Source organism: Streptomyces sp. NPDC048516 (assembly GCF_043199875.1).
Classification (GTDB): Bacteria; Actinomycetota; Actinomycetes; order Streptomycetales; family Streptomycetaceae; genus Streptomyces.
Genome location: NZ_JBICWS010000005.1, coordinates 147,397 through 166,211 on the forward strand (window position 1 = coordinate 147,397; position 18,815 = coordinate 166,211).

18 protein-coding genes are annotated in these 18,815 nt (G+C 72.1%); 7 read left to right on the forward strand and 11 right to left on the reverse strand.

Annotated features, from left to right (window positions below; translation table 11 throughout):
• Positions 1-141 precede the first annotated feature (141 nt).
• Positions 142-1,590: a DHA2 family efflux MFS transporter permease subunit gene (locus tag ACGFR7_RS12385; RefSeq protein ID WP_393316865.1), complete on the reverse strand. Its 1,449-nt coding sequence runs from the start codon at positions 1,588-1,590 to the stop codon at positions 142-144.
• A gap of 23 nt (positions 1,591-1,613) precedes the next feature.
• Here ACGFR7_RS12385 and ACGFR7_RS12390 point away from each other — a divergent pair, with 23 nt between their 5' ends.
• A complete protein-coding gene (locus ACGFR7_RS12390) occupies positions 1,614-2,090 on the forward strand; it encodes a MerR family transcriptional regulator (RefSeq protein WP_393316868.1) in 477 nt (158 codons plus the stop codon).
• Between the two features lie 23 nt (positions 2,091-2,113).
• Here the strand turns inward: ACGFR7_RS12390 and ACGFR7_RS12395 are convergent, their stop codons facing one another.
• From ACGFR7_RS12395 to ACGFR7_RS12415, 5 genes are all read right to left on the reverse strand, one after another.
• A complete protein-coding gene (locus ACGFR7_RS12395) occupies positions 2,114-3,127 on the reverse strand; it encodes a winged helix-turn-helix domain-containing protein (RefSeq protein WP_393316870.1) in 1,014 nt (337 codons plus the stop codon).
• A gap of 220 nt (positions 3,128-3,347) precedes the next feature.
• Positions 3,348-3,818, reverse strand: coding sequence for an NUDIX domain-containing protein (locus ACGFR7_RS12400; RefSeq protein ID WP_393316873.1), 471 nt, complete (start codon positions 3,816-3,818; stop codon positions 3,348-3,350).
• 5 nt (positions 3,819-3,823) lie between these two features.
• Positions 3,824-5,371: an ATP-dependent DNA ligase gene (locus ACGFR7_RS12405; protein WP_393316875.1), complete on the reverse strand. Its 1,548-nt coding sequence runs from the start codon at positions 5,369-5,371 to the stop codon at positions 3,824-3,826.
• A 106-nt stretch (positions 5,372-5,477) separates the two neighbouring features.
• Positions 5,478-6,878: an FAD-binding oxidoreductase gene (locus ACGFR7_RS12410; RefSeq protein ID WP_393316878.1), complete on the reverse strand. Its 1,401-nt coding sequence runs from the start codon at positions 6,876-6,878 to the stop codon at positions 5,478-5,480.
• A gap of 10 nt (positions 6,879-6,888) precedes the next feature.
• On the reverse strand, positions 6,889-7,869 hold the full coding sequence (locus tag ACGFR7_RS12415; RefSeq protein ID WP_393316881.1) for an antibiotic biosynthesis monooxygenase: 981 nt from the start codon (positions 7,867-7,869) through the stop codon (positions 6,889-6,891).
• Positions 7,870-7,963: 94 nt separating this feature from the next.
• Between ACGFR7_RS12415 and ACGFR7_RS12420 the strand changes: the two genes are divergently transcribed.
• On the forward strand, positions 7,964-8,530 hold the full coding sequence (locus ACGFR7_RS12420) for a nucleoside deaminase (protein ID WP_393316884.1): 567 nt from the start codon (positions 7,964-7,966) through the stop codon (positions 8,528-8,530).
• Between the two features lie 263 nt (positions 8,531-8,793).
• On the opposite strand, the gene ACGFR7_RS12425 is transcribed toward ACGFR7_RS12420, so the two are convergent.
• Entirely contained in the window at positions 8,794-9,897 is a 1,104-nt protein-coding gene (locus ACGFR7_RS12425; RefSeq protein ID WP_393316887.1) for a hypothetical protein, read from the reverse strand.
• Between the two features lie 428 nt (positions 9,898-10,325).
• Here ACGFR7_RS12425 and ACGFR7_RS12430 point away from each other — a divergent pair, with 428 nt between their 5' ends.
• A complete protein-coding gene (locus ACGFR7_RS12430; RefSeq protein ID WP_393316890.1) occupies positions 10,326-11,015 on the forward strand; it encodes a histone deacetylase in 690 nt (229 codons plus the stop codon).
• Positions 11,016-11,198: 183 nt separating this feature from the next.
• Positions 11,199-11,777, forward strand: a complete 579-nt coding sequence (locus ACGFR7_RS12435; protein WP_393316893.1) for a dihydrofolate reductase family protein — start codon at positions 11,199-11,201, stop codon at positions 11,775-11,777.
• A gap of 164 nt (positions 11,778-11,941) precedes the next feature.
• Here the strand turns inward: ACGFR7_RS12435 and ACGFR7_RS12440 are convergent, their stop codons facing one another.
• Positions 11,942-12,742 carry an HAD-IIA family hydrolase gene (locus ACGFR7_RS12440; RefSeq protein ID WP_393316895.1) on the reverse strand — a complete coding sequence of 267 codons (801 nt, stop codon included), beginning with the start codon at positions 12,740-12,742 and terminating at the stop codon, positions 11,942-11,944.
• A gap of 290 nt (positions 12,743-13,032) precedes the next feature.
• On the opposite strand from ACGFR7_RS12440, the gene ACGFR7_RS12445 reads away from it, so the two are divergent.
• Positions 13,033-14,367: a phosphoribosyltransferase family protein gene (locus ACGFR7_RS12445; protein ID WP_393316897.1), complete on the forward strand. Its 1,335-nt coding sequence runs from the start codon at positions 13,033-13,035 to the stop codon at positions 14,365-14,367.
• 133 nt (positions 14,368-14,500) lie between these two features.
• On the opposite strand, the gene ACGFR7_RS12450 is transcribed toward ACGFR7_RS12445, so the two are convergent.
• Entirely contained in the window at positions 14,501-14,824 is a 324-nt protein-coding gene (locus ACGFR7_RS12450) for a putative quinol monooxygenase (RefSeq protein WP_393316900.1), read from the reverse strand.
• Between the two features lie 243 nt (positions 14,825-15,067).
• Here ACGFR7_RS12450 and ACGFR7_RS12455 point away from each other — a divergent pair, with 243 nt between their 5' ends.
• Both ACGFR7_RS12455 and ACGFR7_RS12460 read left to right on the forward strand, forming a co-directional pair.
• Positions 15,068-15,883, forward strand: a complete 816-nt coding sequence (locus ACGFR7_RS12455) for a DUF899 domain-containing protein (RefSeq protein ID WP_393316902.1) — start codon at positions 15,068-15,070, stop codon at positions 15,881-15,883.
• 148 nt (positions 15,884-16,031) lie between these two features.
• Positions 16,032-17,090, forward strand: coding sequence for a serine hydrolase domain-containing protein (locus ACGFR7_RS12460; RefSeq protein ID WP_393316905.1), 1,059 nt, complete (start codon positions 16,032-16,034; stop codon positions 17,088-17,090).
• Between the two features lie 103 nt (positions 17,091-17,193).
• On the opposite strand, the gene ACGFR7_RS12465 is transcribed toward ACGFR7_RS12460, so the two are convergent.
• Together ACGFR7_RS12465 and ACGFR7_RS12470 are read right to left on the reverse strand one after the other, a co-directional pair.
• Positions 17,194-17,271: a 50S ribosomal protein bL37 gene (locus tag ACGFR7_RS12465; protein WP_370454205.1), complete on the reverse strand. Its 78-nt coding sequence runs from the start codon at positions 17,269-17,271 to the stop codon at positions 17,194-17,196.
• A 209-nt stretch (positions 17,272-17,480) separates the two neighbouring features.
• Entirely contained in the window at positions 17,481-18,689 is a 1,209-nt protein-coding gene (locus ACGFR7_RS12470; protein ID WP_393316907.1) for a 4-hydroxybenzoate 3-monooxygenase, read from the reverse strand.
• Positions 18,690-18,815 lie beyond the last annotated feature (126 nt).

Genomic DNA, 18,815 nt, shown 5'->3' on the forward strand with positions numbered 1-18,815 from the left:
GGCAGGCGTTCCCCCTCGGCTGGTCGTCACGGGCTGGACGCTGGCCACGACGAGCGCGACGGGCATCACCCGCTCCCTGGCCCGCCAGTAGCGGGCCCCCCACCCACTCCATCCTCTGCGACGCCACGCGCAACTCCCAGCTCACGTGCGGGAATCGGTCCTCGTGCCCGCGCGTACGGCCGTGGCGCGGGCACGAGGACTGGAACTGACGGCAGCGAGGAGGACGATGCCCGCGCCGAGTGCGACGAGCATCCACCAGACACGGTGCGCCGCGCCCGTGAACGCCCTTCCGCCATGCGCGATCCGCGGGCCGATGAGAGTGCCGGAGACCGCGACGCCCAGTGCGGTGCCGATCTGACGGCCGGTGGAAGCCAGCGAGCCGGCCAGCCCGGCCATCGAGCGGGGCATCCCGGAGAGCGCCGCGTTGGTGATCGGCGGGTTGACCGCGCCGAGGAAGACGCCGAACAGGAGGTGAACCGCCAGCACGGCCGGCAGCGGAGTCTCCGGGCCGAGCCACAGCGACATGCCGCCGCCGAGGGCCAGCGCCATCCCTGCCACCACCAGCGGAAACAGCGGACCGCGCGCGCCGACCACGCGCCCGGTGAGCGGCGCCACCACCAGGACCGGCAGCCCGACCGGGAGCAGGCACAGTCCCGCCGCCACCGGTGACAGACCGCGCACGTCCTGAAGGTACTGGGTGGTCACGAACAGGAACGCGCCGAAGCCGCACAGTGCGAACAGCGCCATCACCATCGCGGAGCTGAACGGCACGCTGCGGAAGAGGCGCAGTTCCAGCAGCGGGTCGGCGCGGCGCGGTTCGTATCCGAGGAGGCCCACCACGCCGAACGCGGCGACGGCGAGCAGCCCGAGGATGACCGGCGAGGTCCAGCCGAGCGCGCCGGACTCGATGACCGCGTAGACGACACCGCCCAGGACCAAGACCATCAGTACCTGCCCGACAGGGTCGAACCGGCGGGCCCGTTCGGCACGGGACTCGGGTACGAACAGCGCGGCGCACACGATCGTCACGGCCACGATCGGGACGTTGATCCAGAAGACCGACCGCCAACCGAGGGCGTCGACCAGCCCGCCGCCGAGGGTCGGTCCCAGCGCCAGCGCCAGGCCGGACATCGAGGCGAAGACCCCGATGGCCCGTGCCCGTTCGGCGGCCCCGGTGAACGTGTTCGCGACGATCGCCATGGCCACCGGATTGAGCATGGTCCCGCCGACGGCTTGCAGCGCACGCGCCGCGATCAGCCAGCCGATGTCCGGCGCCAGTCCGCACAGCACCGACCCGAGGCCGAAGGCCGCGAGACCGGCCTGGAAGACACGCCGCCGGCCGAACCGGTCGGCGGTGGCTCCGGCCAGGACGAGGAACGCGGCCAGCACCAGGGTGTAGGCGTCGACCGCCCACTGACGGCCGGATTCGGAGGCGTGCAGGTCGCGGCCCATACTGGGAAGCGCGACATTGACGATGGAAATGTCCATCACCACGACGACGATGCTCACGCAGCAGATCGCGAGCACCAGGGACTTGCGGCGCGGACTCAGTGCGGCAGCCGCCGCGGGGGAAAGCACGGATGAACTCATGGCCCGACGTTAGGATTTAGAGCGTGCTCGAAATCAAGCAGCACTCAGCATCCGGTGCCGCCGAACCGAAGGCGCGCCCCGGCGCGGTGCCCGCGGAGGGCGTGACCATCGCCGAGGCGGCCCGCCGCACCGGCGTGAGTGCATACACGCTGCGGTACTACGAGCGGGCCGGCCTGGTCATCAGCCCGGTCGACCGCACGAGCGGCGGCCGCCGCCGCTACCGCGAGCTCGACCTCAAGTGGATCGTCATCTGCACCAAGCTGCGCGCCACCGGCATGCCCATCAGAGGCATCCGCCAGTACGCCGAACTGGTCGCCGCCGGACCGGGCAACGAGGCGGATCGGCTCGCCCTCATGGAAGCCCACCGCGCCGATGTCCTGGCCAAGCTGGCGGAGACCCGTGAGAACCTGAAGATGATCGACTACAAGATCGAGATCTACCGGGGCAGCCTGGCCTCGGGCGACGCCGGCCGGCTCTGGGCACCCGTCAGTCCCCCTTGAGCGACGCGCTGCCTCGGCCCCTCTCAATTGGGCAGGCGGGCGGGGGCGAGTTCACCGTGCAGGAGCGCCGTGCCGAGCGGGGTGAGGGCGTGGATGACCGAGCCCCCGTCGCGCCGGCTGCGGGCCAGGTTCGCCTCGCGCAGTGCGCTCACATGCTCGCTGGCCGAGGGGGCGGAGACCCGTAGGCGGCGGGCCAGTTCACCGGTGGTGGCCGGGGCGTCCAGGGCGGCGAGGATACGGGCCCTGGTCCGGCCGAGGAGGGCGGACAGCGCCTGCGGATGGCAGCTGCGGGTGGTGTCCGGCGCCCAGTCCGTGGCGTGCTGGACGGGATAGACCAGCACCGGCGGGAGGCCGGGGTCGGCGAGCGCGATGGGTCTGCGCCAGCAGAAGTGGGAGGGGATCAGCCGCAGTCCGCGGCCGCCCAGGCGCAGATCGCGGTCCTGCGGGTAGTCGACGTGCAGGACCGGCGGCTCCCAGCGGATCGCGGGCCGGAAGGTGTTGAGCATGCCGTCGACGCCCCCGCGGCAGAGTATGCGGGTGCGGCCGCCCCGGTCGCAGTCGACCGTGGCGGCCGCGCCCGTCCAGTCGGGGGCGATCACCGCGCGGTGCACCTGCCCGAACGCGGCGGCCAGCTCGTCGAGCAGCTGCCGGTCTCCCCCGGCCAGCGCGGCGGTCCAGCGCGGGAGCCGGGACGGCAGCCCCGCCCGGGCGCACTCCGCGGTCAACCGCACCCGGGGGGTGTCCCGCAGCGCCTCCAGCCCCGCGGCCAGTCCGTCGCGGGCGGCGTCGGGGGTGAGGAAGTCCGGGAAGTAGCGGGCGTCGGCCGGGGCCAGCATGCTGATCAGCCGTGCGGCACGGGTCAGGCCCCGCTCGTCCAGCTCACGGCGCGCACGGGCCCTCCAGGCCCCGAACACCGGCACCCCGCGTCCCGGCGGCACCAGCTGGTGCAGGGCGAGCACCGTTTCCCACAGTGGGTCGGGCTCGGCGGCGATCTGTACCCGCGCGATGTCCCGGTCGTCGAAGTGCAGACGCAACATGCGGCCCCCGCGGCATGCTCATGACCCTGTTGCCAGGGCCCCCGTTCGGGGCCCGTGGTACGGCCCCGCCGCAAGCCTGCCCGGCGGCAAAGGCGGTGTCCAGGGCGGGTTGTGGCACGTGGGGTGCGCGGGTGGTGGAGGCCGGGAGTACGGCGCGCCCGGCTCAGATCCCAGGTGTCTTTCCGATCGTCGCAGGCCCACGGAGATCGGAAGGACACCCCTAGCCCTTGAGCCGTTCCGCCAGCCGCTCCAGGAACACCCGCTGGCCCGCCACCAGGCGCCGGTGCGCCTCGTGCGGGGTGAACCAGGCGACCCGGTCGATCTCGGGGAAGGTGCCGGTCACCCCGGATCCGCGCGGCCATTCCATGGCGAAGGTGCCGGGCACGATCCGCTCGGGGTCGAGATCACTCTCGACGGCCCAGACCGTCACCACCTTGCCGCTCGCCTGGCGGGCCTCGCCCAGCAGGACACCGGGCCCTTCGGGGGGCGGCAGCCCCAGCTCCTCCTCGAACTCCCGCCGGGCCGCGTCCCGCGCCTCCTCCGGCGGCAGGTACTCGCCCTTGGGCACCGACCACGCCGCGGCGTCCCGCCGTTCCCACAACGGCCCGCCCATGTGCGCCAGCAGCACCTCGACGCCGCCGTCCACGGTGCGCCGGTACAGCAGCAGACCGGCACTGCGCTTTCCCGCCACGCCGGTTACCCCTCCCCGCCGTCGTGCGCGGTGAGCACCGTCTCCACGGTGTCGGCCTCGGCCGCCGCCTTGTCCTCCCGGTAGCGCACCACCCGGGCGAAGCGCAGGGTCACGCCCGCCGGATAGCGCGTGGACGTCTGCAGGCCGTCGTAGGCGATCTCGACGACGAGCTCCGGACGCACCGTCACCACGTGACCGTCGTCCGCCACGGCGAGTTCCCGCAGCCGCTCGGTCTGCCAGCGCAGGGTGGCATCGGTGAGCCCCTTGAAGGTCTTGCCCAGCATCACGAATCCGCCGTCCGGCCCGCGCGCCCCGAGGTGGAGGTTGGACAGCTTCCCGGTGCGCCGGCCGTGGCCCCATTCCGCCGCGAGCACCACCAGGTCCAGGGTGTGCACGGGCTTCACCTTCAGCCAGGCGGCGCCCCGGCGGCCCGCGCTGTAGGGGGCGTCCAACGCCTTGACCACGACGCCCTCGTGGCCCCGGCGCAGGGTCCGCGACCAGAAGTCCTCGGCGGCCGCGCGGGCCGCGGCGTCGGACGGGTCGGCGACCACCTGGCGGCGCACCCGAAGACGCTCGGGCACCAGCCGCGCCAGCTCCGCGTGCCGTTGCTCGCCGGGCAGTTCCAGCAGGTCGCGGCCGTCGACCGAGAGGATGTCGAAGAAGACCGGGGACAGCGGCAGTGCGGCCTGCGCCGCGGAGACGTCGACCCGCGAGCCGAACCGTCCCGCGACCCGCTGGAAGGGCAGCGGACGGCCCTCGCCGTCCAGTGCGATCACCTCGCCGTCGAGGATGAAGCGGTCGGCCGGCAGCTCCCGGGCCAGGGCGGTGACCTCGGGGAGCCGGTCGGTGACCTCGTCCAGGGTGCGGGTGTGGATCCGGACGTCCGGCCCGTCCCGGTGCACCTGGACGCGGATGCCGTCCAGCTTCTCCTCCACCGCGCAGGCACCGAGCTTGTCCAGCGCCTCGGCCACCGTCTTGGCGCTGTGCGCCAGCATCGGCCCGACGGGCCGCCCGACGGTGAGCCGGAACTCCGCGAGCGCCGGCGGCCCCTCGGCGAGCAGCGCCCGTGCCACGTCCTGCAGGGATCCCGCCAGCATCACGGCCCGGCGGACATCGGCCGCGGGCACCTCGGTGGCGGCGGCGAGCCCTTCGACCGCGATGGCGTCCAGCGCGCCCTGCCGCACCTCGCCGGTGAGCAGACCGACCAGGAAGCGCTGTTCCTCCCGTGTCGCCGCGGCCAGCAGCTCCCGGACCAGGCGGCGCCGCTCGTCCTGCGCCCCGGTGCCCGAGACCCGCGCCAGCCCGGTCAGCGCGGTATCCACGTCGCCCACGGTCAGCGTGGCGTGCTCCGCGGCCGTGACCGGCTCGCGCAGCACGCTCCAGCCGATCCCGATCCGCCCCTGGGGAAGCCTCCCGGCCAGATACGGGATGACCACCGGGACGTCCTGCGGTGCGGCGGCCCGGAACAGCCCGGCCAGCAGCGCGATCTTTTGCGAACGTGCCGGTGTCGCCGCGACGTCGGCGGAGACCTGTGCGAGAGCGGCCAGCAGCATAGGGCCATGGTGCCCCCGCGGCGCCGTGGCCGCTCCCCCGGGCGCGGGGGCCACCGGGCCGGCAGGCAACCGCGCGGGTGCGCGCCCGGGTCGGACCGGCCCCGCGTCAGGGGGCGAGATACGAGTGGAAGAGGTTGTCCGGGTCCCACTGCGCCTTGATCTCCTGCAGACGGTCCCAGGCGGCGGGGGTGTACGAGCGCCGGGCCCGTGCCGCGTCGGCTTCCAGGTCCGTTTCGGCGATGTAGTGGAATCCGTCGCCCTGCGGGTCCGCGGCGGCCATCGCCTCGCGCAGCCAGCGCGCCTGGACCTCGTCGTCGGCCGGGTCGTCCCAGATCGCGTAGCAGACGAGGTAGGACGCGCCGAGCGGGGAGAAGGCCATGTTCCGCAGCAGAGCGGGGTGCTCGGAGACCGGCAGGACCGGGGAGAGCACCAGGGACTTCCCGGAAGGGGCGTCGGCGACCGCACCGGCGATACGGGTCAGCTGGGTGGCGTAGTTCTCCGGTGACCACAGGGTGTCCGCCGCATACCGGTGGGCCGGTGGCCAGACGGACACCGCGCCCTCGTGGAGCGCGGCAAAGGAGGTCGGTGCGACGGGCTGCCGGTCGACGGCGAGCTCGCCGAAGGGGCAGTCGGCGAACGGCGCCAGCGCCCGCAGGGCTTCGCTGCGTGCCGTGGCGAACGCGGTCGCGGCGACCGTGATCCGGGGCCCGGCCGGCGCCGTGCCGGCCCGTGGACCGGCCGGCATGAGGACGAAGGCCGTTTCGACGTACGGCGGGAGCCCGCGCGCGGTCCGCTCCGCCCACTCCGTCACCCGGGCCACCTCGGTCAGCGGGAAGGTCAGGGAGGTCGTCATGATCGAGGCGGGGTGGGGGTGCAGGGCGAGGCGGAAACGGGTGACGGCCGCGCAGAACCCCGGTCCGGCGCCCCGCGCGGCCCAGAAGAGGTCGGGGTTCTCGGTATCGCTGCAGGTGACCGTCCGGCCGTCGGCGGTGATGGCCCGGATCTCCAGGACGTCGGCGCAGGACGCCCCCCAGGCCCGGGAGTTCCAGCCCAGACCGCCGCTGAGCAGGAACCCGCCGACCGCCACGGTGGGGCAGTGGCCGACGGGGAACGCCAGATCCCGCGGGGTGAGGGCCGCGACGAGCTCATGACCGGTGGCGGCGGGCTCCACCGTGGCCGTCGCCGGGGCGTCGCCGGCCGCGGCCGCGATACGGCACTCCCGGAGCGCGGAGAGGTCGAGCAGCAGCCCCCGGTCACGCAGCGGCGAGCCGGACCAGTTGTGCCCGCCGGAGTACATCGAGATCCGCAGTTCCCGGGTGCGGGCGTAGGTGACGGTGTGTGCCACGTCCGCTTCCGTGGCGGCGCGCACGATGGCTTCCGGGAACCGCTGGGGGCGGCGCTCGTTCCACACGGCGGCGGACCGGGCTCGCTCGTAGCCGGCCTCGCCCCGCGTCACCGGCGTGCCCTGGATGCCCTCCCCCGCCGTTGCCGCTTCCCGTGGACACATCGTGGCCTCCTCACCAGATCTGGTGGGTGATCAGACCGAAGACGACGATGGACACCAGGTAGCCGAGCAGCACCAGCCCGACACCCAGCACCTGTTCCTTGCGGCCGGTGGCCCGGGAGGGCACCAGCCAGAAGGCGAGCGCCTTGTTCACCAGCGGCATCAGCAGCCAGGTCAGCGCGCTGACACTCAGTACGTTGGACAGGAACAGGCCGATGTACTCGCGGATGGTGAGCTTTTCCAGTCCGACGCCCACGGTCAGGTTGAGCACCATCACCGTCGGATAGAGCGCCAGGACGACGGACATCGCCTGTTTCCAGTTGGGCGGCGCACCGCCCCTGCGGTCGAACTGGAACCAGCCGCTGAACGCCGAACCGACCTTGCGCACGTCGTACGAGGTGAAGTACTTGCTCCCCTCGGCCAGCAGTTTCGTGCGTACCTCGGAGTGGAGCCAGTCGTCGAGGTGCTCGCGGGAGTCGAACCGGAAGACGACGACCCAGTGCTCCTGCACGCCCTCCACGGGTTTGAACAGTTCGGACCCCATGAAGCCCGGCGCCTTCTCCTGGGCCAGGAGGGTCTTCTCCTGCCAGCGCAGGAACTGCTGCTCCTGTCCCGGCCTGACCTCGTGGGAGATGACGGCCGTGACCACGTCGGTAGCCGGCCGTGCGGGACTGCCGCCCTGCAGCACTTCCTGCGTCGGAGGGCCTTCGAAGAGTCCGCGCGCCTCGTCGAGCAATTCCCGGCGCCGGCCCGACTCCAGCCACGCGGTCAGGCAGTCCATTCCGGAAAAACGAAATACGGCCACCCATTCGTTTTCTTCGCCGACGCCGGGCGAATACACCTCGGCGTCCACGAAACCCTCGAATTCACGGGCGGCCTGATTCGCTCCGTCCTGCCAACGCCGGTACTCGTCGGTGCGGCCTTCGCGCACCTTCTGCGAGGTCACAACGGTGGCGATGTCTGCCGCGGAATCACGGCTTGCACGGGCACTCACCTTGAGTAGCCTAGTACAGAAGAGATTTACACGGCAAATGGGGCATTTGCCTAACCGTTCCGCAGAGGAATCGATGCCGATCGGAGACTCCGTAATGGAACAGAAAGAACTTCTCGCTGAGGCTGTACGCCTGGCCACGGAATCCGTGGAGAACGGCTGGGGCGGCCCGTTCGGCGCGGTGCTCGCGCGGGACGGGAACATCGTCGCCCGCGGGCAGAACCGTGTGCTGCTGACCGGCGACCCCACCGCGCACGCCGAGATGGAGACGATCCGCAAGGCCGTGCAGGTCCTCAACCCCGAAGCTCCGAGCATCGCCGTGGAGCGTCAGAACGAGAGCACACTGGAGTACGTCCCGCGGCCCCCCGGGTCACCGGACCCGGTCCCCGAGCGGGCCCGGATGCTCCAGGGCACTTCGATCTACATCAGCGGCGCGCCCTGCCCCATGTGCATGAGCGCCATCTACTGGTCGCGGATCGACGCCGTCTACTACAGCTGCGACCTCGAGGACACCGCGAAGATCGGCTTCGACGACACGTTCCAGTACGAGGACTTCAAGAGGCCGCTCGACGAGCGCAGGATCAAGATCGAGCAGATCTACCCCGAGATGGGCGCCGAGTCGTACGCGGCCTGGACGAACCGGCCGGACAAACACCCGTACTGACGGAGGATCACCGGCAGCACCGCGCAGGCGGAACAGGACACGGCCCGTGACGGCCGCCCGGCGCACCGGGCGGCCGTCACCCCTGCGCGGGAGGCGACCCGGGCGGGCGTGCGCGGCGCCCGGCCCGGGCCGGCCCTCGGCCGTCCTGCCCGGGGCGTGGCCTCGGCCGTGCGGCCCGGGTCGTGTCCTCGGCCGTGCGGCCCGGGTCGTGTCCGGTACTCGTGCACGGTCCCGCCGGCAGGGCGCGCAGTGAGCCGGCCGGCTCACTCGTACATCACGTACTCCGGCTGCGGCCGCAGCGCCAGGACCTCCTTCGGTGTCATCAGGCGGCTGCCCTTCGCGTCCTCCTCGTAGAACAGCTTGAAACCGGTGTGGAGGCCGTCGGGCAGATCCTTGACCAGCCGGTGCCAGGTCCCGCGCTTCAGGTCCGGCGAGCCGATGCCGTCGGCGCTCTTGATGAGCGCCACGCCGGGCTGGGGCCGCAGGGCGGACTGCTCGCCCACGACGGAGGTGGCCACCTGGTGGAAGACCAGCGGCTTCTGCGGCAGATCGTGCGCCCGCACCAGCCCGGACAGGTAGCGGGCCACCTTGGTCAGCTCATGGCCGTCGGTGTGCCCGTAGGTGTCTCCCGGCACCTCGCCGGAGCCCATCTCCCATTCCGGGTCGAGCGCGATCCCCACATCGGGGTGGACGAGCCAGTCGCGCAGCGCCTTGACCTCGTCGAGCACCGCGGCGCGGCCCGGCTGGATGTTCAGCAGCAGCAGCGCCCGCCGGTCGCGGGCCAGGCGGTGGAAGCGGCGGATGGTGGCCGGGGGTGTCCGGGAGCGGTAGGCGCCGTCCGGGCCGGCCGTGGCGTTGGCCACCGTCGCCAGAAGTTCGAGCACGGGCAGTGGTTCGCGCCCCGCGGCGTACGGGTGCGCCACCTTCTCCGCCTGGGCGGCCCGCTGTTCCGGGTCACCGGTCCCCAGTCGGCCGAGCGCCGCCGCCCCGGGCAGCCCACAGAACCCGACCAGCCGGTAGCGCGGGAACAATTCCCTGCCACCACGGGGAAGTTCGGGGCGGCGCCGCTTCGTCGGGTGGGCCGACGGGGGCGCCGTCGCGGAACCGGACGGGCCCGGGGTGCCGGATCCGGCGGAGGCGGAGGCAGAGCCCGGGGAGCCGCCGGGTGGCGATGCCTTGGGTGCGGAGTCCGCACGGGAGGAGGACGGCCCGCACGCCGTGAGCACTCCCAGCCCCGCCGCTGCCGTGGCCGCGAGCAGATGACGCCGGCTCGCCTCCGGCGGTGAAGCGGGCGTCGCGGGGCGGCGGCCGGCCACCCCTGCCCCGCGTATCCCGGCGCCCTCGCGACCTGACACCTCGTCCGCCACACTGCCTCCGTCCCCCGGCGCCCGGCCGATGACCGGGCGCCGGCTGTCCGTCGGACCGGTCCTGTCCGTCGGTCCTGTGCGACCGGTCCTGTGCGACCGGTCCTGTCCGTGCAGTGCGCATCTCCAGACCACTCGCGGCAAAACCCGCAGGGGAACGATCAAGCCACGTCACACCGGCCGTCCGCTCCGTTCACCTGCGCTTCACCGCGTCGCCGCGCCGGTGCTACGGACGCCCGGCGCGGACGCCGGGACCCTGCCGGACGCCGGGACCCTGCCGCGCTCCACTGCCCCTGTCAGGCGCCGCTGCCGCTGTCAGGCGCCGCTGCCGCTGCCGGACTCGCGGCCCCTGCCGGACACCACTGACTTACCGGGCACCGCGGACCTTGCCGGACGCCGCCGTGGCGGTCCGGGCCGCGTAGCGTGAGGACGTGATCAGGCCCCCACGCCTCGAAGCTCTCGACCACTCCCCCGAAGCCGTCCGCCGCCTCACCCCCGTCCACCGCCTCTGGTACGCCGCATACGGCTCCAACATGCACGCCGAGCGGCTGGCCTGTTATCTGGCCGGCGGGCAACCCCCTGGCGGGCTGCGCACCTACCCGGGCTGCCGGGACCCCCGCCCGCCCGCACGTACGTCACCGGTCATGCTGCCCGGACTGCTGTACTTCGCCACGGAATCGCAGGTGTGGACCGGCGGCAGAGCCTTCTACGATCCCGGCCCCGGCGGTGCCGAACTGCCCGCCCAGGGGTATCTGCTGACACTATCTCAGTTCTCCGACATCGCCGCGCAGGAGATGTACCGGGAGCCCGGCCGGGATCTCGACCTGACGGCGGTCCTGACCCGCGGCCGGGCCCGGACCGGACCCGGCAGGTACGAAACGCTGGTGTGTGCCGGACTGCTGGACGGTTACCCGGTGCTGACCTTCACCTCCCCGTGGAGCAGCCAGGACATCGCCATGAACCCGCCCTCGGCGGCCTACCTGCGGCACATCGCGGCCGGCATCGTCGCCTCCCACGGATGGAGCGCGCGCCGGGCCGCCGAGTACCTTGCCGGCTGCCCGGGAGCCGAGGGGCACTGGACGGCCGCGGAGATCGCGGCACTGCTCGGCGACCCGCGGTGACCGGCGCGCGCCCTTCCGGCTCGCCCGGCGCAGCGCACAGCGGCCCCCTCCGCGCCCGCCCCGGGCACACTGGTGCCACCCCGGCCGGTGGACCCCGGTGAACCCCGGTGATCCCCGGTGGACTTCAGCGGACTTCAGCGGACTTCTGAGGCGCCGGCCCCGAGGACTTCAGCGAGGACCATGATGAGAAAGATCATCTTGTCGATGTCGGTGTCCCTTGACGGCTTCATCGAGGGACCGGACCGCCAGATCGACTGGCACCAGGTCGACGACGAGCTCCACCGGCACCTCAACGAGCAGTTGCGGCAGATGGGCGCCTTCATGAGCGGCCGGGTCACCCATGAGCTCATGGCGCAGTTCTGGCCGACCGCGGACACCGACCCCTCAATCACCGGTCCGATGGCCGAATTTGCCGGGATCTGGCGGGACACACCCAAGATTGTGTTCTCCCGGACCCTGGAACGGGCCGACTGGAACACCACCATCATGCGCGAGGTCGTCCCCGAGGAGATCAGGGCGCTCAAGGCGCAGCCGGGCGGAGACCTGGCGCTCGGTGGCGCCGATCTCGCCGCGGCGTTCATGGCGCACGGCCTGATCGACGAGTACCACGTCTACGTCCATCCGGTCCTCATCGGCCGGGGCAAACCCCTCTTCCCTGCCACGGACGCCACGACCTTTCTGCGGCTCGCCGGGACCCGGGCCTTCGGCAACGGCGTCGTCCTCCTCCACTACCGGCGCGCCGAGGATGCCGCCACGGAATGACCGCCCACGGCCGCACCGGTCCACGCGTTCACCGGTCCACGGGCTCACGGCTTCACGGCTTCACGGCTTCGCCGAACCGAACCGTCGAACGCGCACCGTCACGACACGCGCCACGCCCGTACCGTCCTCCCCGCACCCTCACGCTCCCCCGCACCCCCGCACCTTCACGTCAGGCCGAGCAGACCGGGCAGGTCGGCGAAGGAACCGAGCACATGGTCAGGCGTGCCGTCGGCCGCCCGGTGTGCCTCCGGCAGATACTTGCCGGTCCTGACGAGCACACCGGTGATCCCGCAGCGCTGGGCCGCCAGCACATCGGACTCGATATCGTCGCCCACCATCAGCGCTTCCGCGGCCGGGGCACCGACGTGCGCCAGGGCGGTGGCGAAGAAGGCCTCGGCCGGTTTGCCGGTGACCGTCGCCTCGACCCCCGCAGCCCGTTCCAGCCCCGGCAGGAAGGCCCCGGTGTCCAGGTCGAGCCCGTCCGCCGTACGCCAGTACAGATTGCGGTGCATGGCGACCAGCCGGGCACCGCGTTGCAACTGCCGGAAGGCGCTGTTGAGAGCCGGGTAGCTGAAAGCCTCGCCCGCGCCGCCGAACACGATCACCTCCGGTGGCTCCCCGCCCTCGTCACCGGCCTCCTCCCCCACGAGCGTCACGCCGGCCAGATCCGCCCCGACCTCACCGCTGTTGATCAGCCGGCAGCGTGCGTGCGGATGGTGTGCGCGCAAGTAGGCCGCCGTGACGGCGGGCGCGGTCAGAATGTCGTCGGCGCCGACGGGAAACCCCTCTTCGGCCAGCCGCCCGGCGACCGAGGCACGGGTCCGCGAGGTGGTGTTGGTGACCAGCACCAGCGGGAGTCCCGCGGCACGAAGCCGCTCCATGGCCGCCACCGCGCCGGGCAGCGCCTTCCAGGACACGGTGAGCACGCCGTCGATATCGATCAGGACCGCTCCGATTCCCTTCATACGCCGACGGTAACCACCATCCGGCCTTCCCGGGCGGTGAGCGGGCACTGCCCGGGCAGCCCGAGGGGCGGGCGCTGCCGGTGCACGGGCGCTGCCGGTGGACGGGCGCTACCCGTGGACGGGCACTGCCGGTGGACGGGCACCCCCGATGACCGAGGGCCGCCGCCGGCCGGGCAGTGCCGACGGCCGGGGACTGCCGCCGCCCGACTTGCGAAGCCCCCGCGGATGGGGTTATTTCGAAGTGAGGTGTGAACGCAGCTACCGTCTCCCCTGGCTAGGGGGTGCACACCGTGCTGTTCACTGACCGTGCGGATGCGGGGCACCGCCTCGCCGAATCGCTGGGGCACCTGCAGGGGGAAGAGCCCGTCGTGCTGGGCCTGCCACGTGGCGGGGTCCCGGTGGCCTTCGAAGTGGCCCGGGCGCTCGGCGCGCCGCTCGATGTGATCGTGGTCCGCAAGCTGGGGGTTCCCTACCAGCGCGAGCTGGGTTTCGGCGCCATCGGTGAAGGCGGCGTACGGGTGATCAGCGATGACATCGTCCGGCGCGGCCGCCTCGACCAGGCGGACCTGGCATCCGTGGAGCACGCCGAGGCGGCGGAGCTCACCCGCCAGGCGGAGCGCTTCCGCGCCGGGCGGCGACGGCTCGACCTCGCCGGCCGTACGGCGATCGTCGTGGACGACGGGATCGCGACCGGCGCCACCGCGGCCGCCGCATGCGAGGTGGTACGCGCGCAGGGCGCGGCCCGGGTGGTGCTTGCGGTACCCGTGGCGCCTCCGGACGCGGCCGAGCGGCTGCGCGGCTCGACCGACGAATTCGTCTGTCTCTCCACCCCGTTCGCCTTCTCCGCCGTCGGCGAGTGGTACCAGGACTTCTCGCAGACCCCGGACGACGAGGTCGTCTCCTTGCTGGCACAGGCCTCATCGGCACAGTCCGCGTCGGCACAGGCCTCATCGGCACAGGCCTCATCGGCCGTGGCGGAGGACACGGATGTGGCGGAGGAGGTGGCGATCGACGCCGCCGGGGTCCGGCTCACCGGCGACCTCACCGTGCCCGCGGGGGCCCTGGCGGTGGTGATGTTCGCCCATGGCTCGGGCAGCAGCCGGCACAGCCCGCGTAACCGCCTGGTTGCCGCAGCCCTGAACGAGGCGGGCCTGGGCACCCTGCTCTTCGACCTGCTCACACCGGCGGAGGAAGCCCACCGGTCGAACGTCTTCGACACCGAAACCCTCGCCGAGCGGCTGGCGGACGCCACCGGATGGCTGCGCGGCCGCTTCGCCTGCCCGATCGGCTACTTCGGTGCCAGCACCGGAGCCGCGGCGGCACTGCGGGCCGCCGCGACCCCCGACGCGGACATCGGTGCCGTGGTCTCCCGCGGCGGTCGCCCCGACCTCGCCGGACCGCTGCTCCCCGCCGTACGGGCGCCGACGCTGCTCATCGTGGGCGGCAACGACCCCCTGGTCATCGACCTCAACCGCGAGGCCGAGGCGGCGCTGCGCGCGGAGACCCGCCTGGAGATCGTTCCCGGCGCCACCCATCTCTTCGAGGAACGCGGGGCCCTCCAGCAGGTCGCCGACCTCGCCCGGGACTGGTTCGTCAGCCACTTGGTAACACCTGCCCGGCCGTAGCGGGCGGGTGCCTTCCCGTCCAGTGCGGTGCCCAGGGCGGGCCACTGACGGTGGTGCCTACCGGGCGGACCACGGGCTGGGGCGCATGCCGGGCGCGCGGCCCACGGACCGAGGCGTGTGCCCCGGACCGGCCTCAGTCGATGGTGATCTCACCCATCGCGCTCCAGCCGTCCGCACCCTCGATGGTGGTGCTGACAATGTCCGGGGTGCGGCGCAGCAGTGGGCGCATCGTCTCGATCCCGGCACGGAAGTGGTCGGAGTTGACATGTGCTTCGGCGGCGTCGTCCTTGAATGCCTCGACCAGGACATAGGTGTTCGGGTCCTCGATGCTGCGGGACCATTCGAACCACAGGTTTCCGGGCTCGGCGCGGGTGGCCCCGGTGAAGGACGCGACGTGCTGCGGCCACTCTTCGGCGTACTCGGGTTTCACGGGGAACTTGACGACAATAAAGATCATCCACCGAGTCTAAGAGCGCCTCCGTGAATTTGTCAGCCCGAGGTGGTCCGTGCAGGCTCGGCGAAGGGCGCCGCTTTGCCGCGATGAGTTTTGGCCGCGTCGCGAGTCTGTTCCGGTGAGCGTCGTAGAACGCCGGTCGTAGGACACCGGTCGCAGGACACCGGTCGCAGGACACCGGTCGCAGGACACCTGTCGCAGGACACCGTACGACGCCGCACGGCACGAGACACCACGGAGGACACCATGACGACCACGCCCGGCAACGCGAGCAGCGATCTCCCCGGTAAGCCGCCGGTCGTCGACCTGGCCACCTGGCAGGCGGCGCGCGAGGAGCTGCTGGTCCGCGAGAAGGCGCACACCCATGAGGGCGACGCGATCGCCGCGGCCCGGCGGCGGCTGCCGATGGTCGAGCTCGACGGCACTGTCGAGGTCACCGGCGCGGACGGGCCGGTCCCGTTCCTCGACCTGTTCCAGGGGCGCGACGAGCTCGTGGTCTACCAGCACATGTGGTACGACGGCGCGCCGCACCAGGGGCAGTGCGAGGGCTGCACCACCACGGCCTGGCACATGAAGGACGCCGCCTACCTCAACGCCCGGGGCGTCTCGTTCGCCGTCCTGACCTCGGGCCCGTGGGACGAGGTGGCGTCCTACGTCGCGTTCATGGGCTACACCCAGCCCTGGTACTCGGTGCGGGGCGTGGCGGCGCCGATCGGCGGAGACATGGGACACCTCATCTGCTTCCTGCGCGACGGCGACCGCGTGTTCCTCACCTACTCCACGACGGGCCGCGGCAACGAACCGGTCAACGGGTCCCTCGGCCTGCTCGACATGACCCCCTACGGCCGCGGCGAGGCGTGGGAGGACAACCCCGAGGGCAGGCCCGTGATCGGCGATGTCCGCGAGGGGTACCCGTCCGAGGGCCGCCAGGCCTGCTGGTACTGGCGCACGGACGCCGAGGGCGTCGCCACCTGGGGCCCGACCAGCCGGCCCGTACCGCAGTGGACCCGACCCGGCGCGACCCCCGTAAAGACCCTCGGCCGGCAGGGTCCCCACCACTGAACCACTGACCGGTGGTTCCGGAGGTCCGGGCAGGCCCTGTTCCCGCGCTGTGCGGTGCGGTGGCCGCCGTGGCAACGGGTCCCGCGCGGGCCTCTCCTCCCGTCCGCCCGCGGCCCGCTCGTCAGACGGTCCGCCGCGGCCCGGGCCCGTGCCCGTCCCTCCGCTGGACGTGCCGGCCCTGCGGGCCGCCGTCGGTGACCTCGCGCATCCGCAGCTGACCGGCTGCCAGCTGCGGGTGAGCGGCTCTGCCGGGCGGTGGTACGGCACCGCCGGCGTCGCCGACCGGGACACCGAACGGGCGATCCATGAGCGCGACACCTTCCGGATCGGCAGTATCACCAAGGTGTTCGTGGCGACGGTGGTGCTGCAGCTCGCGGCCGAACAGCGGCTCCCGCTGGAGACACCGGTCCAACGGTGTCTCCCGGGTCTGCTGCCGTCGCATTGCCCACCGGTCACGGTGCGGCAGCTGCTGCAGCACACCAGCGGGCTCCCCGACGAGCAGGAGCCGCCCTATGACCTGTCCACCCCGGAGTCGATCGCCCGGCACCGCTACGACCGGTGGACGCCTCACCAGATCGTGGCGATGGTTTCGCACGGTTCCATGAAGTTCACCCCGGGCACCAAGCAGGAGTACCGGGGCATCAATTACGTCCTTCTGGCACTGCTGATCGAGGGGCTGACGGGGCGCCCCTACGGCGAGGTGATCGCCCGTCGCGTTCTGCGCCCGCTGGGCCTGCGGCACACCTCCGTGCCCGGCAACGACCCGCGCCTTCACGGGTCCCATGCGCACGGCTACATGAAGATGACGGACGGGTCCCTGCTGGACGTCACCGCGTTCGACCAGTCGCTCGCCTCGGGGGAGGGCGAGATGATCTCCCACACCGGTGATCTGGACCGCTTCCTGACCGCCCTGTTCTCGGACGAACTCCTGCCGCCCCGCCAGTTGGAGCGGATGTTCACGCTGCCGCCCGACGAGGTGCGCATGCTGGACGGCAGCCCTGCGCGCTACTCCGCCGGCCTGCAGACCGTCACGATCAACGGCATCACGCTGTGGGGCAAGACCGGTGAACGGTACGGCCATTCCTCGGCCCTGTTCGCCACCCGCGACCAACAGCGGCGTGTGGTCATCTCATTCAACCCGACCCGTCGCGACGCCACCCAGGCACAGGCCACCCAGCGCATAGCCGAGGCCCTGACCAGGGCATGACCAGGGTGCGGTGACCACTGTGGGCTCCTCGCGTCCGCCGGAACGGAGGCGAGGAGCCCACAGAAACCCCCTCGGGGAGGTCCCTCAGGTCACCGTCCTTGACTCAGGACTGCGGCCGCTTGCCGTGGTTGGCCCCGTTCTTGCGACGGGCCTTCTTCTTGCGACGGCGCTTCGATGACATGGCGTCTCCCTTCCTCGGAGTTTCAGCGATGCTTTTCGCCGAATTTCTACCACTTCACAACGGTATCTCGCCCGGCGATCACGTGGCCGCGTACCCGGCCCGCCAGGGCCCACCCCACTCCGGAATGTGAATCACCCCACGGACGTGCGGTTTCGAGTACGTCGGTCACGACACTACCGATCCTCGTCCGCGCCGGGTTACGGACCGGACTACAGGTCCGCCTCCTCGCCGAGGTACAGCCCGGCGAACGCCTTGGCCGCGGACGGGGACCCCAGCAGCCGCCGCAGCCGCGCGGAGGCCGTGCCCGCCTGCATGCGGTCGCCGGACGAGGCACCGTGCAGCACGTAGGAGAGCCACTGCGAGAACTCCAGGTACTGCCAGACCCGCCGCAGACAGGCCTGCCCATAGCCGTCGAGGCCGCTGTCGTCGCCCTGGTAGTGGGCAATCAGCGCCTCGCCGAGCAGCAGGGCGTCGTGGAGCGCCAGGTTCATGCCCTTCGCGGCGATCGGCGCCACCAGATGTGCCGAGTCACCCGCCAGGTAGAGCCGGCCGTACGCCATCGGCTCCACCACGTAGTCGTGCATGTCCAGGACCACCTTCTCGATCAGCGGCCCTTCGGTCAGCGGCGGGGCCCCGGCGGCGGCGAGCCGGGTGTGCAGCTCGTTCCACACCCGGCTGTGCGACCAGTCCCCGGCGTCCTCACCCGGCTCGACCTGAAGGTAGTAACGGGTGACCTGGGGACTACGGGCCATATGGGCACCGAATCCGCGCTCATGGATACCGAAGACCACACCGCCGGCGGACGGCGGAGCCTCGGCGAGGAGCGCGAGCCAGGCGACGCCGTGGTCATGACGGGTGAGGACCGCCCGGTCGGCGGGTATGGCCGCCCGGCTCACCCCGCGCGCACCGTCGCAGCCCGCGATGAAGTCGCACGCGATGCGGTGCCGGGCGCCGGTCACCGGGTCCGTGTAGGAGACGGCCGGCCGGTCCCCGTCGATGTCGTGCAACTCCACGCCGCATACGCCGAAGCGCACCTCACCGCCCGCCTCGTCGACATACGACGCCACCAGGTCGGTGACGAGCAGCGGCTGCGGATAGACGTAGTGGCGCCGCCCCGACAGCCGTGCCGTCGGTACGGTGTGCCGCTCACCCTCGAAGCGGAACTCGAACTCTCCCTGGGTGTCGGCACGTTCGAGCAGCCGGTCGGCCAGCCCGTGCCGGTCCAGCGCCTGCACCGCCCACTCCTCCATGAAGCCGGCGCGCGGCCGCTGCTCGATGAACTGCCTGCTCTCCGTCTCCAGCACCACACAGTCGACTCCGGCGGTGCGCAGCAGATTCGCCACGGTGAGCCCGGCGGGCCCGGCCCCGACGATGACGACGCGGGTGCGCGTGAGGGGCAGGGAGGGGGTGGAGGACACGTCGCGGGGTTCCCTTCGGGACGAGCAGAAAGATCGCACGCAGTATGGCGGTTGCCGGTCGCGGGCGATCCGGCGGCCCGGCCTCCCGTAAGGGGCGCCGGACCGTCGGCCCGTTCTCAGGGGTTC

Excerpts from the sequence above, each read along its gene's own strand:
- ACGFR7_RS12465 (WP_370454205.1), bottom strand. The coding sequence starts at position 17,271 with ATGTCATCGAAGCGCCGTCGCAAGAAGAAGGCCCGTCGCAAGAACGGG.
- ACGFR7_RS12435 (WP_393316893.1), top strand. The coding sequence starts at position 11,199 with ATGAGAAAGATCATCTTGTCGATGTCGGTGTCCCTTGACGGCTTCATC.
- ACGFR7_RS12455 (WP_393316902.1), top strand. The coding sequence starts at position 15,068 with ATGACGACCACGCCCGGCAACGCGAGCAGCGATCTCCCCGGTAAGCCG.
- ACGFR7_RS12450 (WP_393316900.1), bottom strand. The coding sequence starts at position 14,824 with ATGATCTTTATTGTCGTCAAGTTCCCCGTGAAACCCGAGTACGCCGAA.
- ACGFR7_RS12405 (WP_393316875.1), bottom strand. The coding sequence starts at position 5,371 with ATGCTGCTGGCCGCTCTCGCACAGGTCTCCGCCGACGTCGCGGCGACA.
- ACGFR7_RS12385 (WP_393316865.1), bottom strand. The coding sequence starts at position 1,590 with ATGAGTTCATCCGTGCTTTCCCCCGCGGCGGCTGCCGCACTGAGTCCG.
- ACGFR7_RS12410 (WP_393316878.1), bottom strand. The coding sequence starts at position 6,878 with ATGTGTCCACGGGAAGCGGCAACGGCGGGGGAGGGCATCCAGGGCACG.
- ACGFR7_RS12440 (WP_393316895.1), bottom strand. The coding sequence starts at position 12,742 with ATGAAGGGAATCGGAGCGGTCCTGATCGATATCGACGGCGTGCTCACC.
- ACGFR7_RS12420 (WP_393316884.1), top strand. The coding sequence starts at position 7,964 with ATGGAACAGAAAGAACTTCTCGCTGAGGCTGTACGCCTGGCCACGGAA.
- ACGFR7_RS12395 (WP_393316870.1), bottom strand. The coding sequence starts at position 3,127 with ATGTTGCGTCTGCACTTCGACGACCGGGACATCGCGCGGGTACAGATC.